This window comes from Paeniglutamicibacter gangotriensis Lz1y (assembly GCF_000348945.1).
Lineage (GTDB): Bacteria > Actinomycetota > Actinomycetes > Actinomycetales > Micrococcaceae > Paeniglutamicibacter > Paeniglutamicibacter gangotriensis.
The window spans coordinates 39,319-53,568 of sequence record NZ_AOCK01000011.1 but is presented as its reverse complement, the minus strand read 5'-3'; the positions used below and the strand labels follow the sequence as shown (position 1 = coordinate 53,568).

The 14,250-nt window shown below is 62.2% G+C and carries 13 protein-coding genes, 2 tRNA genes and 1 pseudogene; 11 read left to right on the top strand and 5 right to left on the bottom strand.

Annotated features, from left to right (window positions below):
* Positions 1–243 precede the first annotated feature (243 nt).
* Positions 244–456: a BTAD domain-containing putative transcriptional regulator gene (locus ADIAG_RS22700; RefSeq protein WP_152426202.1), complete on the top strand. Its 213-nt coding sequence runs from the start codon at positions 244–246 to the stop codon at positions 454–456.
* On the opposite strand, the gene ADIAG_RS16375 is transcribed toward ADIAG_RS22700, so the two are convergent.
* Positions 427–503 (bottom strand) — tRNA-Arg (locus ADIAG_RS16375). The genes ADIAG_RS22700 and ADIAG_RS16375 overlap by 30 nt on opposite strands.
* 370 nt (positions 504–873) lie before the next feature.
* Between ADIAG_RS16375 and ADIAG_RS16370 the strand changes: the two genes are divergently transcribed.
* The 7 genes and pseudogenes from ADIAG_RS16370 to ADIAG_RS22565 form a co-directional block, all read left to right on the top strand.
* Positions 874–2,199, top strand: a complete 1,326-nt coding sequence (locus ADIAG_RS16370; protein WP_007272540.1) for an ABC transporter substrate-binding protein — start codon at positions 874–876, stop codon at positions 2,197–2,199.
* 70 nt (positions 2,200–2,269) lie between these two features.
* Positions 2,270–3,391 (top strand): carbohydrate ABC transporter permease, encoded by a 1,122-nt coding sequence (locus ADIAG_RS16365; protein WP_007272539.1) that lies wholly within the window; start codon positions 2,270–2,272, stop codon positions 3,389–3,391.
* The gene (locus tag ADIAG_RS16360; RefSeq protein ID WP_007272538.1) at positions 3,388–4,284 is read left to right on the top strand and encodes a carbohydrate ABC transporter permease; all 897 of its coding nucleotides are present in this window, start codon (positions 3,388–3,390) and stop codon (positions 4,282–4,284) included. Before ADIAG_RS16365 ends, ADIAG_RS16360 begins: the two co-directional genes overlap by 4 nt.
* On the top strand, positions 4,284–5,702 hold the full coding sequence (locus ADIAG_RS16355; protein WP_007272537.1) for a GH1 family beta-glucosidase: 1,419 nt from the start codon (positions 4,284–4,286) through the stop codon (positions 5,700–5,702). The genes ADIAG_RS16360 and ADIAG_RS16355 overlap by 1 nt, the downstream gene beginning before the upstream one ends.
* 96 nt (positions 5,703–5,798) lie before the next feature.
* On the top strand, positions 5,799–6,812 hold the full coding sequence (locus tag ADIAG_RS16350) for a LacI family DNA-binding transcriptional regulator (protein ID WP_007272536.1): 1,014 nt from the start codon (positions 5,799–5,801) through the stop codon (positions 6,810–6,812).
* 176 nt (positions 6,813–6,988) lie between these two features.
* Positions 6,989–7,132 carry a hypothetical protein gene (locus tag ADIAG_RS22255; RefSeq protein ID WP_235045946.1) on the top strand — a complete coding sequence of 48 codons (144 nt, stop codon included), beginning with the start codon at positions 6,989–6,991 and terminating at the stop codon, positions 7,130–7,132.
* Positions 7,133–7,162: 30 nt separating this feature from the next.
* A pseudogene (locus tag ADIAG_RS22565) lies at positions 7,163–7,213 on the top strand (hypothetical protein); the annotation flags it as partial.
* Here the strand turns inward: ADIAG_RS22565 and ADIAG_RS22245 are convergent.
* Both ADIAG_RS22245 and ADIAG_RS16335 read right to left on the bottom strand, forming a co-directional pair.
* Entirely contained in the window at positions 7,210–7,608 is a 399-nt protein-coding gene (locus ADIAG_RS22245) for a VOC family protein (RefSeq protein ID WP_051059986.1), read from the bottom strand. The pseudogene ADIAG_RS22565 and the gene ADIAG_RS22245 sit on opposite strands and share 4 nt — an antisense overlap.
* Positions 7,609–7,939: 331 nt before the next feature.
* Positions 7,940–8,016: transfer RNA gene (locus ADIAG_RS16335), tRNA-Arg, on the bottom strand.
* Positions 8,017–8,322: 306 nt separating this feature from the next.
* On the opposite strand from ADIAG_RS16335, the gene ADIAG_RS16330 reads away from it, so the two are divergent.
* The 3 genes from ADIAG_RS16330 to ADIAG_RS20475 all read left to right on the top strand — a co-directional run bounded on the left by ADIAG_RS16330 (position 8,323) and on the right by ADIAG_RS20475 (position 12,164).
* Positions 8,323–10,152, top strand: a complete 1,830-nt coding sequence (locus ADIAG_RS16330; protein WP_007272532.1) for a phosphoenolpyruvate carboxykinase (GTP) — start codon at positions 8,323–8,325, stop codon at positions 10,150–10,152.
* Between the two features lie 213 nt (positions 10,153–10,365).
* Complete coding sequence (locus tag ADIAG_RS16325) at positions 10,366–10,893, top strand: PadR family transcriptional regulator (protein ID WP_007272531.1); 528 nt, start codon at positions 10,366–10,368, stop codon at positions 10,891–10,893.
* On the top strand, positions 10,890–12,164 hold the full coding sequence (locus ADIAG_RS20475; protein ID WP_007272530.1) for an alpha/beta fold hydrolase: 1,275 nt from the start codon (positions 10,890–10,892) through the stop codon (positions 12,162–12,164). The genes ADIAG_RS16325 and ADIAG_RS20475 overlap by 4 nt, the downstream gene beginning before the upstream one ends.
* Positions 12,165–12,298: 134 nt before the next feature.
* Here ADIAG_RS20475 and ADIAG_RS16315 read toward each other — a convergent pair whose 3' ends face one another.
* Both ADIAG_RS16315 and ADIAG_RS16310 read right to left on the bottom strand, forming a co-directional pair.
* Complete coding sequence (locus ADIAG_RS16315) at positions 12,299–13,480, bottom strand: globin domain-containing protein (protein ID WP_007272529.1); 1,182 nt, start codon at positions 13,478–13,480, stop codon at positions 12,299–12,301.
* A 211-nt stretch (positions 13,481–13,691) separates the two neighbouring features.
* Complete coding sequence (locus ADIAG_RS16310; protein ID WP_043475600.1) at positions 13,692–14,129, bottom strand: RrF2 family transcriptional regulator; 438 nt, start codon at positions 14,127–14,129, stop codon at positions 13,692–13,694.
* Between the last annotated feature and the right edge of the window lie 121 nt (positions 14,130–14,250).

Here is a 14,250-nt window from a genome sequence, read left to right as displayed (position 1 = left end):
GGGTGGAATTCTTCGATCGGTCAGGCTAAGCGGCGCGCTCCTGTCACGATTGGTGGTCGCTCGGGGACACCCCGTTTCTGCTTTTCGGCAAGGTGAAGAGTTGTGGTCCGAAGAATCACTTCGCAACCCTGCTCACGCCTTGCAGACTCGGGTCTCACTGTTGTGCTTGGCTCTGCCCACGCTGGACCTCGAGCTGACCAATGGCGGGTACCGACTTGAGACAAGAAGGATCTACACCGACACATCTACACTGACACCATTCGTTTTGAAAAGCTTCGGGAAGAAAGGGGCTGGCTCCTGGCCGATGGCGCTTTAGTGGAGGCGACCGAACGGCTGAACGAGGCACTCGAACTGTGGCGCGGATCGGAAGCCGCGGCCATGCTCACGGGGAACAGAAAAGCCACGATTTCTCGTGGCTTTTCATTGTGGTGCGCCCAAAGGGATTTGAACCCCTGACCTCCTGTTCCGTAGACAGGCGCTCTATCCAGCTGAGCTATGGGCGCATATGTAATTATTTGTCCAGCCTTACGACTTGACCTCGAACAACTATACATAGCTTTTGCATGGTGGTCGATCGGCTGAGTTGATTCGTGCCCGATCTCACGCTTTATCCGCACTCTGCGTTGAGGCGGCGCACTGTTCGGGCACGGTTGTGCGCGGGGATGGGCCATTGACAATTGGGCGAGGGCATGGAATCTTGTATCTAGAAAGAACGTGAGAGCGCTCACATCGCGATTTGAGAGCGCTCTCACCATCGGACGAATCCCCGGTCATGTTTGCGAAGGGTGCTCGTCAACACAAAATGAGAGCGCTCTCATTTTTGATCCATCTCCATGCATTCGCAGCACCACCAACGCACTCAAAGGAGTGAACGTGAAGTTCTCACGCCACACTAGAACCGCCACGGCCGTCGCCGGGGCCGCGGCCTTCGCACTCTTGGCCGTCGGTTGTTCCTCCGGGGCCAGCTCCGCCGAGCCCGCCTCGTCGGATAATCCCGTCACCCTGACTGTCACCACCTTCAATACCATGGGTTTTGACGACCTCTACAAGCAGTACGAGTCCGAGCACCCGGGCATCACCATCAATGCCACCAACATCGACACCGGCGGAAACGCGCTGACCGACTGGAAGACCAAGCAAGCAGCTGGCGCCGGGCTTCCCGATGTCCAGGCCGTCGAGGAAGGCTGGCTCGGTCAGGTCATGGCCGTTTCGGACTCCTTCACCGACCTCGGAGAATATGGTGCTGCCGACATCAAGGACCGTTGGATTCCTTGGAAGATGGATCAGGCCACCGACGCCGAAGGCCGGGTCATCGGCTTCGGAACCGACATCGGACCAGTTGGCCTTTGCTACAACAAGGACCTGTTCGAGAAAGCAGGGCTGCCCAGCGACCGGACCGAAGTCGCCGAGCTGCTCGGCGGAGAAAACTCGACCTGGGCGGACTACTTTGAGACCGGCAAAAAATACCAGAAGGCCACAGGTAAGGCCTGGTACGACCAGTCGGGCTTCGTTTGGAACTCCATGGTCAACCAGCTGCCAGAGGGATACTACAAGGCAGACGGATCACTGAGCATCGAGGGCAACACCGCGCTGTCCGAACGCTGGGGCGAACTTGCCGATGGCGCCGCGGCAGGGCTTTCCTCGGCCCAGACCCAATGGGACTGGGGCAAGGGCCAGGCCTTCCTCGATGGCTCCTTTGCCACTATGGTGTGCCCGGGTTGGTTACTCGGTAACCTCAAGGGCGGCATCGAGGCTGCGGGCGGCGACGGCGATTCCGGTTGGGATTTTGCCGACGTGTTCCCCGGTGGGCCCACCAACTGGGGCGGAACATTCTTGACCGTGCCTACCACCTCCAAGCACCCGGCCGAGGCCGCTGAACTAGCCAAATGGCTCACCAGTGCCAAATCTCAGGTGGAGGCCTTCCAGTCGGCCGGAACCTTCCCGAGCGTGTTGGAAGCCCAAACCGATCCCGGGGTCACCGGCAGTAACGAGATGAGCGAGTTCCTCAACGACGCTCCGGTCGGAGAAATCCTGGCCTCACGAGCCCAGGGAATCAAGGCCCAGTTCAAGGGGTCTAATGACTCGGTCATCCAGGAACAGGTCTTCGGGCCGGCGACCATCGCCCTGGACAAGGGAACCGACGGAAAAACAGCGTGGAACGACGCGCTGACCACCCTGAAGAACCTCGACCTCAAATAATCCACTGAGACGTACGGGGGCCCGGCCTGGGCACCAGATTGGGCCCCCGTACCCCTGGGAGAAGAATCCAATGACCAGCACCATCAGCCCGCCCTCGGGGCCGGCGCAACAGAATGGCCGGCGCGACCCGGAATCCCCTGGCGGACGCGGGACCGGGCCAGTCACGCGCCCCCGACGCGAATGGCGCAGCAAGCTGGGCGCCCTCGATGTCAAGGCATCGCCCTACCTGTACATTGCCCCGTTTTTCATCCTGTTCGCCTTGGTCGGACTCTTCCCGCTGGTCTACACCTTCGTGGTCTCGATCAACGATTGGGACCTGCTCTCGGGCGCGGGGGAATGGGTCGGTCTCCAGAACTACGCGATCGAGCTCAAGGACCCGTATTTCTGGAATTCCCTGTTCAATACCTTCAGCATCTTCATGCTTTCGGCCATTCCGCAATTGATCGCAGCGACGTTCATAGCCGCCATCCTTGATCAGAACCTGCGCGGGAAGACCTTCTGGCGCATGGGCGTCCTGCTTCCCTACGTGGTCACCCCCGTGGCGGTGACGCTGATTTTCTCCAGCGCCTTCGACGAAAAATACGGGCTGATCAACAACCTGCTGCAGATGCTCAACCTCGACGCCATCGGGTGGAAATCCGAGGTCTTTCCCTCCCACATAGCCATCGCCTCCATGGTGAACTGGCGGTGGACCGGATACAACGCGCTTATCCTGCTGGCCGCCATGCAGGCAGTGCCCCGGGACCTGCACGAGTCCGCATCCTTGGACGGTGCCGGATCCTTCCGACGCTTCTTCTCGATCACGCTGCCCAGCATCCGTCCGACCATGATCTTCGTGATCATCACCGCAACGGTGGGTGGCCTGCAGATCTTCACCGAACCCAAGCTCTTCAACCCCAGCAGTTCGACTCTCGGTGGGCCAAACCGCGAATACCAGACCACCGTCCTCTACCTCTGGGACTTGGCCTTCAACCGCGGGGACTTCGGCAAGGCCTCGGCAGTGGCCTGGCTGCTGTTCATAATCATCATCGGCGTGGGGCTGATCAACTTCTTCATTTCCCGGTCGATCGCCTCCGCCGGCGCGACGAGCCCCGGGAAAACCGCTAGGGCCGCCCGACGGGCTGCCAACAAAAACATTCAGCGGAGCGGCCATTCACCGGCCGCGCACGATTCGAAGGAGCATCGGAGATGAGCCTCAAGACCGCGCCCACCCCACAGACCCAGACCACGCAGGTGTCGGCCAAACGAACGCGCAAGCGTTCCCTGGGCATCGATAAGCGCCCGGGCTTCCTCACTTACGGGCTGCTCATCGCCTTCTTCCTCGGCGGGGCCTACCCGTTGTGGTGGTCCTTCGTCACCGGCTCCGCCTCAACTGGTGCATTTGCCGGCCCGCTGCCGCCGATCTTCCCCGGCGAGGCCTTCCTCTCCAACGTGGCAGAAGTCTTCTCCACGATCGACTTCTGGGCGGCACTGGGCAACAGCATCGCCGTTTCGGGTGTCATCACCATCTCGGTAGTCGGATTCTCCACGTTGGCCGGATATTCCTTCGCGAAGCTGCGTTTCCGTGGCAAACAAGGATTGCTGGTCTTTGTCATTGCGACCTTGGCGGTACCCACTCAGCTGGGCATCATCCCGCTGTTCATGATGATGAAGGAATTTGGCTGGACGGGTTCGATCGGGGCCATCATGGTCCCTACCCTGGTCACGGCATTCGGGGTGTTCTTCATGCGCCAATACCTGGTTGATGTTATTCCCGACGAGCTGATTGAGGCCGCCCGGGTCGACGGGGCCTCAATGATCAAGACCTTTTGGCATGTGGGAGTACCCGCAGCACGCCCCGCCATGGCGATCCTCGGGCTGTTCACCTTCATGACAGCCTGGACCGACTACATGTGGCCCCTGCTGGTCTCACCGCAAAACCCCACCTTGCAAGTGGCCTTGAGCCAACTGCAATCGGCCAAATACGTGGACCACACCATTGTCATGGCCGGAGCCGTTATGGCAACCATCCCGCTGCTGTTGCTCTTTGTGCTGGCTGGGAAACAACTTGTATCAGGAATTATGGCAGGAGCAGTAAAAGGCTAATGGATATCAATAAACTTCACGACTTTTCCTGGCCCCGGGGCTTCCTGTGGGGATCGGCTACGGCCGCCGCACAGATCGAAGGGGCAGCGCACCTCGATGGCAAGGAGGATTCCATCTGGGATGCCTTCGCCCGGGTGCCCGGAGCCATCGCCGGCGGCGATGACCTGGAAGTGGCGGTAGACCACTACCACCGCTACGCCCAGGACGTTGGCATCATGCGCGAACTGGGACTGGACTCCTACAGGTTCTCCACCTCGTGGGCCCGGGTGGTCCCCGGCGGACGCACGGTCAACGCCAAGGGCCTGGACTTCTACAGCCGGCTGGTTGATGAACTGCTTGAGGCAGACATCCTGCCCTGGCTGACCCTCTACCACTGGGATCTGCCCCAGGAGCTGGAAGAGCGCGGCGGCTGGACCAACCGCGACACTGCCCACAGGTTCCTCGACTACACCGAGGCGGTGCACTCCGTGCTCGGGGACCGAGTCACGCACTGGACCACCTTCAACGAGCCGTTGTGTTCCTCGCTGATCGGCTATGCCGCCGGTGAGCATGCGCCGGGGCGCCAAGAGCCCAACGCCGCACTGGCGGCCGTGCACCACCAGCATCTGGCCCACGGCATGGCCACCTCCTGGTTGCGCGAGGCCGGAGTCGAACAGATCGGCATCACGCTGAACCTGACCAACGCGGTGCCCAACGACCCGGAGGATCCGGTGGACCTCGATGCTGCCCGGCGCCTCGATGCCCTGTGGAATCGGATGTACCTGGATCCGATCCTGCGCGGCTCTTACCCCGCGGACCTGATGGAGGACCTCAAGAACCATTCCCTGGCGGAATTGATCTTGCCCGGCGACCTGGAACTCATCTCCCAGCCCATTGATTTCTTTGGGGTGAACCATTATCACGATGACAACGTCAGTGGACACCCTGCCGATCCCGACGCAGCACCCGCGGTGGTACCCACCAACAGCCCCAAGAGCTCACCCTTTGTCGGCAGCGAACACCTCTCCTTCCCGGCCAGGGACCTGCCGTTGACTGCCATGGGCTGGGAAGTGAACCCCGGCGGGCTGCGCACGTTGTTGAACCGGCTCACCGCCGACTACCCCAACCTGCCGCCGCTGTACATCACGGAAAACGGTGCGGCCTACGAGGACCTGGTGGAAGAGGGCGGAAGCGTGGCAGATACCCAGCGCTCCGACTACATCAAGGACCATATTGCCGCTGTAGCCGAGGCCATCACCGACGGGGCCGATGTGCGCGGCTACTTTGTGTGGTCGCTGTTGGATAACTTCGAATGGGCCTGGGGGTACGAGAAGCGGTTTGGCATTGTCCGGGTCGATTACGATACCCAGGAGAGGACCATCAAGGACAGCGGGCTTGCCTACGCGAAGCTGATCACAGCGAGCCGTACACTGGCATAAGTCAGGTGCCGCGCAACGCGTAGCGTTCCGCGGCACCTTCAGGTGGTGGCCCAGCGGGTCGGGAACCGCAGAGCTAGAGGGAAAGTGGGCACAGCAATGGCAGAGCCAAGCAAGCCGCAGCCGACCCTTGAACTTGTTGCGGCCCGGGCCGGGGTCTCACGTGCCACCGTCTCACGCGTGGTCAACGGTTCCACCAAGGTCAAGGCCGAGGTCGTCGAACAGGTCAATCGGGCCATTGCCGAACTTAAGTACGTTCCCAACCGGGCCGCACGTTCTCTGGCCAACGGGCGCACCAATTCCATTGCCCTGGTCATTCCGGAAAACGCTGCAAAATTCTTTGCCGATCCCTACTTCGCCACCGTCATTCAGGGCGCTGCCGTGTATTTGGCCGACACCGAATTTACGCTCACCTTGCTCATCGCCACCGAAGCTGACCCCGCCAAGACTGCACGGTACCTGCGCGGCGGAAACGTTGATGGCGCGTTGATCCTTTCCCACCACAGCGACGATCGCTCCTATGTGGAGCTGGCCGGATCGCTGCCGATGGTCTTCGGTGGCCGGCCGATGAGCAATGAGAGCGGTGAGCTGCACGTAGTTGACGTGGACAACGTCGCCGCGGCCGCCACGGCAACACGGACCATCTTAGAATCGGGCAGGCGCCGGCTTGCCACGATAGCCGGGCCGCAAAACATGGGTGCGGGGCAGGACCGCCTGCGCGGTTGGCGCGAGGAACTCGATGCCGCGGGACTGGAAACGGACCTCATTGAATACGGCGACTTCACCCCACCCGGGGGAGAAGCAGCCATGTCGGCGCTGCTGGAGCGCGGGGAACCCATGGATGGGATCTTTATCGCCAGTGCGCAGATGGCCTTCGGTGCTCTGAAGGTACTGCATGAGCGCGGCATCAGGGTTCCGCAGGATATGTCGGTCACCACCGTTGACAACGACTCCTATGCACAAAGCGCTACCCCTCCGCTGACCACCATCGCGCAGCCCGCCGAACGCCAGGGCGCGACCATGGCCAGGCTGCTGGTGGAACTGATCGGCGGCGGCGAGGTCCCCGAGCGGACCATCATCGCCACCGAGCTGATCAAGCGCGCCTCTCACTAGCGCTACCCCTCGCCCGGTTGGCTCCCCGATTCTCGAGCACTCTCGGATTTCGTCCTGTACTGGTCCCGATCGGAGCATTGGACCATGGCCGAGGCCTATCCGGATGTGGTGTGGATACTCAACCGGCAACCGGCCAGCACGTACCAGAGCGCCCTTCCCCGCAGAAACGAGGCACCTTGAGCAACATGCTGATGGAACGCGAAATCACCGACCCGGTCGCACTGCTTGACGCCCACGGCAAACTGAATCCGGAGGCGGTGGGCTACAGCCGCACCCCGCTGCACGACACCTCCGGGATTGGTGCCGGTACCCGCGCCTGAGGCAGGAACAAACGCTGGGAATACTGGGCCGTGACAACGCCCGAACATATCCTTGCGCTGACGGTGTCGTCACTGGACTATGCGGCGGTGCACTCCATTCTTGTGTATGAACGCAAGACCGGCCGGGTGCTGTACCCCTCGGTGGCCAGCCGATCTATCTGCGTCTGGAGATCATCGACTTCGAATGACAAACTGCGCAGACCAAGCTCATTGGCCATGGCGGCTGGCGATCCATGCTCGGAGTCGGGCCGCACGAAGCTGGAAAGCTCCACCCCCGTCCCTCCGTCAGGCGTTCGCAGCATCACGATCTCTGTGCGGGAATCGGGGAGCGCTGTGACAGTGTCAAGGAACTCGCCTTCCACGAATGTCCGGCCCTCGACTTCGAGACCGAGCCCGACGAAAAATGCCCTCACGTGGTCGAGGTTCCGAACGGTGACACCGACGTGGTCAAACCGAATGATTCGCGACCTGTGCACTTCCCCCAGATGTTCTCGGGCCCCAGCCTACGGCTGATTCCGCGGGTGAGGAAGACTCCAACCCCGGCCGGGGCCGGACGTGGCCCCCGAAGCAAAGGCCGCCAAAGTGGGAGCAAGGCGGGAAACAGCATGCCTGCGTATAGCAACGCCTTTCAGTAGGCCGCAAACCTGGACGACGGCAATTTCTGGCCGAGTTCCAGAAGGAATCCATCTGGGAGCCTGGGAACTGATGCCACCGCGCGGATCGGGCGAACCGAGGCCAACAATCTTGGCTGGGGAAGGAACATGCCCGGAAATGCAAAAAGCCACGATTTCTCGTGGCTTTTCTTCTTGGTGCGCCCAAAGGGATTCGAACCCCTGACCTCCTGTTCCGTAGACAGGCGCTCTATCCAGCTGAGCTATGGGCGCATTTTCAGTTATCGGCCTCGCCTCACGGCTTGACCTCGAATAACTATACAGACGAATGCCGTGTGCGCAAAATCCGCTCACTCGACCCGCCGCGTGACCAGAGGCAACGAAGCGTGAAGTGTACCGGTCTACGTGACCTTCCTCACTTTAGTCGTATAGTGGAACAACATGAACCCTGAAATGCCGGGGTTTTCGTCGAAACTAAACCAGATAAGGGCATTTTAGGCGATCCAGGTCACATGGGGGTGCAAGAGTGGCCCCATAGCATCGAATTATTGCAAATTCAGCCCAATGGAGGGAATGGACATGAGCGAGAGCTCGGACCAGAAGGTCATCGACGCAGCACCGACCACGCACGCAAAGCTAGCCGCTTGGGTGCAGGAGGTAGCGGAACTGACGAAGCCTGACCATGTCTATTGGGTAGATGGCACGCAGGAGGAGAACGATCGCCTGACCGCCGAGCTCGTTGAGGCCGGCACGCTCAAGAAGCTGACCGATCCGTCGTTCCCGAATTCCTTCGCGGCCTTCTCCGACCCCAAGGACGTGGCACGAGTCGAAGAGCGTACCTTCATCTGTTCCGCAGAAGAGAAGGACGCAGGCTTCACCAACAACTGGGAAGACCCGGTAAAGATGAAGTCGATGCTCAACGGGGTATTCGACGGCGCCATGCGTGGCCGCACCATGTACGTCATCCCCTTTGTTATGGGCCCGCTGGATGCAGAGCAGCCACAGTACGGTGTTGAGATCACCGACTCCGCCTACGTGGTCGCTTCGATGCGCATCATGGCGCGCATCGGCAATGACGTCCTGCGCAAGATGGAAGCCACGGATGAGTTCTTCGTCCCCGCACTGCACTCTGTCGGCGCTCCGCTGGAGCAAGGGCAGGAAGACGTTGCATGGCCATGCAACGAGGAAAAATGGATTGTGCACTTCCCCGAAGAGCGCTCCATCTGGTCCTACGGGTCGGGCTACGGCGGAAACGCCCTGCTGGGCAAGAAGTGCTACGCGCTGCGCATCGCTTCGGTGATGGCCCGCGACGAGGGCTGGCTGGCCGAGCACATGCTCATCCTCAAGCTCACCAGCCCGGAAGGCAAGAGCTACAACATCGCCGGCGCCTTCCCGTCAGCCTGCGGCAAGACCAACCTGGCGCTGCTGGAGCCGACCATCGAAGGATGGAAGGCCGAAACCCTGGGCGATGACATCAACTGGATGCGCATCGGCAAGGACGGCGAGCTTCGCGGCGTCAACCCCGAATACGGCCTGTTCGGCGTGGCACCGGGCACCGGGTGGTCAAACAACCCCAACGCCATGAACGCCATCACCAAGGGCAACTCGATCTTCACCAATGTTGCGCTCACCGACGAAGGTGGCGTGTGGTGGGAAGGTATGACCGACGAAACCCCGGCACACCTGACCGACTGGTTGGGCGAGTCCTGGACCCCGGACTCCGGCCGCAAGGCTGCACACCCGAACTCCCGCTTCTGCACCCCGATCGACCAGGTCGACATGCTCTCGCAGGAGTACTACAGCCCGGATGGTGTGGAAATCCACGCGATTCTCTTCGGTGGCCGCCGCAAGACCACGATCCCGTTGGTCACCCAGTCCCGCAGCTGGGCCCATGGGATCTTCATGGGTTCAACGCTGTCCTCGGAAACCACCGCGGCGGCATCCGGCGCGGTCGGTGTGGTTCGTCGCGACCCGATGGCCATGCTTCCGTTCATCGGCTACAACGCCGGAGACTACCTGAAGCACTGGGACTCGATCGAGTCCAAGGCCAACCCGGAACGCCTGCCGAAGATCTTCTTGGTGAACTGGTTCCGCCGCAACTCCGAGGGCGGCTTCTCCTGGCCTGGCTTCGGGGACAACTCCCGCGTGCTGAAGTGGGCCATCGAGCGCATTGAAGGTAAGGCCGAGGCGGTGGAGACCCCGATCGGCTTCGTGCCGACCGGCGATTCGATCGATCTGACCGGCCTGGACATGACCCCGGCCGATGTCGAAGAGACTGTTGCTATCGACAAGGACGAATGGGCCGCCGAGCTGACCAGCATCGAAGAATGGTACGCAAAGTTCGGTGACGCGCTTCCGGATTCGCTGCGCGCCGAGCTCGATGGCTTGAAGGAACGTCTGGAAGCCTAGGCTCCCCAGACGCGTAGCCACGGCTCTGAGCCCCGCCGCCATCGCCCTTGTTCCCGTTCGCGGAGACGATCAGGGTGATGGTCGCGGGGCTCGTTCCGTTTGGCAGGGATTTGGGATCATCAGCGCCCGGGGAGACAGTGGTCCGGCTCCGAACTGAACGCAAAAAGCGTGGCTGGCAGAACAATCCCCTAGGGGATGTGTCAGGATGAAAGCATGATTCTTGCGCGTTTGATCCTCGGGCTGTTGAGTTTGGCGCCCATGACCGGGTATGAACTGAAGAAGCACTTCGATTCGTCCATCAATCATTTCTGGAACGCCGACAAGGCGCAGATCTACCGCACGCTGGCCCAATTGGTGAAGGACGGGCACGCCACCGTCACCACCATCGCCCAGGACAACTACCCGGACCGCCAGGAACACCACATCACCGATTCCGGCCGCGAAGCACTGGTGGAATGGCTGGGCGGAGAAGTCAACGCACACACTCCCCGGGAACCCTTCCTGGCCCGCGTGTTCTTTGCCGCGGAACTCGAGAGGGAATCCGTGCTCGAACTGATCCAGGCCCGGCGCGAGGCAACCCGCGAAGTACTCGAGGACTACCTCTCGCAGCGCGAGGATATTGACATGCGGGCGGCAGCGGACCGCCGCAGCTTCCTGATGGCTGCGACACTCGACAACGGGATCCGGCACGCGGCAGCGGAACTTGAATGGCTAGATGCCGTCACGGAGCACCTGCCATGAGCCGGCACGACGATGCCGGCGGGTCGGACGCCGGAACCGACGAAGAATTCGTGGATCACTCCTTCGAGGAGCACGGCACCGACGGATCGCCCGCCAAGGCCGCCAAGCCCCGAGGGCAAGCCAAGGCACCGGGTGCCCCGCGTGCGCCCAAGGGCTCCCGGCCCCAGGCCGAAACGGTCGCGAGGGGCAAGCCCCGTCCCGACCCGGTCCCCTCGACCCCGGAGCCAGCCCGCGACGGTGCCCAGCCGGAGCTTCCTGCGGGGCAGAGCAAGTCAAGTAGTGCCGAACAGCCCGCGGGAAAGCAGCGGAACCCCGCCGAAGCGCGAGGTCCCAAGGACAAGCCAGCGCGCCCGGCCAAAGACGCCAAACAATCCACGAAGCCTGCTCCCGAGGCGGCTTCCACGCCGAAACCCTCGAGCGAACCGGTCGAGGCGAAGCCTGCCAGCGCCCAGCCGGCCGGAGACAGGGATCCGGGTGGATACCCGGAATTCCATGCGCCCACCAGGGCGCGTAAGGACGGCAAGCGCGCGCAGACCATCGTGTTCCTCCACGGAGGGAACGTCGCGAACTGGAGTTGGGACCCGCAGGTGCGGGCCTTTGGCGATTATGAGGTGCTCACGCCGCACCTTCCGGGCTTCGGGGCCCGAGCCCAGGAAGACTGGGCTGGCTTGGACAGCGCGGCCGACGATGTGGCAGCGGTGATTGCCGATGAGGTGTCCAACGGAGGAGCCCACCTGGTGGGGTTGTCCTTGGGCGGGGTCATCGCCCTGCGGGTGTTGTCCAGACACCCGGAACTGGTTGAATCCCTGATGATCTCCGGTGTCCCGGCCGCCGGGGTCTCGGCCTCGATGCGCACCATGAGCCGGATGCAGCTGCGCCTCTTCGGCAGCGAATGGTACTGGCGTTTCCAAGCCGGAGCCTACGGCATGGTCGCAGATGAAAAGGACCTTTTCGCCGAGCACGGCACCCACCTGCGTGCCGATAACATGCGGGCGATCATGGATGAGGTGGACCCCGGAGGGGTCCCGGCCAAGCTCGGGGACTATAAAGGCCCCGCTTTGGTGGTCGCCGGCGGCAAGGAACCCAAACTGGTGGCTAAGGCCTTCCCGGCGTTGGCCAGGGCGCTTCCCCAAGCCCTGTTCCGCATGGCTCCGGGCATGCACCACCAGTGGAACATCGAAGACCCGCTGCTCTTCAACGCCACGGTGCGCGCATGGGTTGAAAAGGGCACCGCGCATCCGCGGCTCCAGGAGCCCGCGGCACAGAAATAGCTGACACTCCGACGGTGCCCTAGGCCTCGTGAGTTTAGCCCGAAGGCCGCCACCGAATACTCGGTGGCGGCCTTCGCCCCCCAAACAGGCTCCGCAGATATGCCTATCGATGCGGAACCCGGGTCAGGTGATCGTTAGGCTGCGAGCCACAGGTCGGGGCCGAAGACCTCGTAGTGGATGTTCGCGGCCGGGATGCCCGCGTCGATGGCCTGTGAGCGGACCGCGCGCATGAACGGCAGCGGGCCGCACAGGTACAGGCGGGCGTCGGCCGGCAGCTCGAGGTTGGCCAGGCTCATGTAGCCCTCGGTCGCTACGGTGTCTGCCGCCTTGGCCTCGATGTCTTCGAGCCACAGCTTCAGTTCGGCGTTGGGCAGGGACTCGATGGATTCGCGCATCTGTTCCTTCAATGCCCAGGCTTCCTCGGTGGCCTCCGCGTGTAGGACCAGGACCTGGCGGTCGGAGCCTGCTGCGGCCAGTGTGGCTAGTGCCGAAGCGCTCGGGGTGCAGCCAATGCCCGCGGTGGCCAGCACGATCGGGGCGCCGGTGGTATCGATGACCAGATCGCCATAGGGGTTGGAGAGCTCGATGATGTCCCCGACGTTCAGGTGCTGGTGCATGAACGGGGAGACTTCGCCGCCGCCGTCGAACTTGGTGGTGATCACGCGTTCGGTGGTAGAGGTGACGGCATCGCTGAGCGTGTATTGGCGGCACTGGCGTAGTCCATCGAGCAGCGGGACGCGGACCGAGACGAACTGGCCGGCCTTCGCCACGGTGACAGGGTTGTCATCGGCAGGGACAAAGCGGAAGGTGACAGATCCGGTTCCGGCCGCTTCCTTGGCCACGAGCTTCCAGTCGGTCCAGATCTTGTCATTGGCCTGCTGCTTGTAAAGTCCCTTTTCGATCTTGACCAGTGCATCGGCCATCAGCCAGTAGACCTCGGACCAGGCCTCGGCGACCTCGGGGGTCACTGCCTCGCCCAGGTCGTCGACGATGGCCGCGAAGAGGTGCTCGTACACGATGGCGTACTGCTCCTCGACGATGCCCAGCGAGGTGTGCTTGTGGGCGATGCGTGAAAGAACGGCCTCGGGCAGGGTGCCCGGGTTGTTGACGAGGTGGGTGGCGAAGGCTGCAATGGAGCCGGCCAGCGCCTGCTGCTGCGCGCCGTTCTTCTGGTTGGCGCGGGAGAAGAGGCCGTCAAGGAGTTCCGGGCGGGCCGTAAACATCCGGTCGTAGAACTTCGGGGTGATGTGTGAAATCCGCTCACCGATGAGGGGGAGGGTGGCTTCAATGACCGGGCGGGACTTCTCGGAAAGCATCTGGTGGCTCCTTGACGAGGGGTGTGATCTTATCTTGTATCTTCGATGCAAGATTGATACTTCATTTCTACCTGACGTAGAAGTGGGATGCAAATTGGTTGGTCGTGATGCCGTAACGCTGCATCGTCCGGAACCGGCGAGGACCGCTCCGCGCCACGGAGGATCTCGGGGAGAATCGGCGAAAAATCCTTAAACCACAGGCCGGAAATGGTTACGGAATGGTCGGGAAGGGCAGCAGGGTCCTGACTGAACCGGTGGTGAGATCCTCGACACTCAGTAGATCGAGCTCGGCATAAAACGCCTCGCGGGCGCGCCGCAGGGCGCTGCGCAGCGCACAGGCCGCAAGCAGGGGGCAGGGAACTCCTGCATCGGAAACGCAATCGACGACGTCTTCGCGGACATCGAGATCGCGCATCAAGGTCCCGACGCGCAGCTGGAGCCCGGCGCCGGTGATCTGCGAGCCGCCGTAGCGTCCTCGCGCCACATCTAGGGCACCGCGGTTGCGCAACTCCACAATGGCCTTGGCCACGTGGTTGTAAGGCACGCCGATTTGCTCGGCGATGTCCTTGGTCGTGACCTGTTGGTCGCGACGGGAGCCGAGAAACATCAAGGTGCGCAGACAAACATCCGCAAAGGCGCTGAGCTTCACGTCTTCCATTCTCGCAGGTTCCGGAACCGGGCGCAGTGCCCTGCATCGCACTGCATGCGCGAACGCCGTCACAGGAAAAACCTGTGGCCCGGAACCTCTTGATAGGTCCCGGGCCACAGGC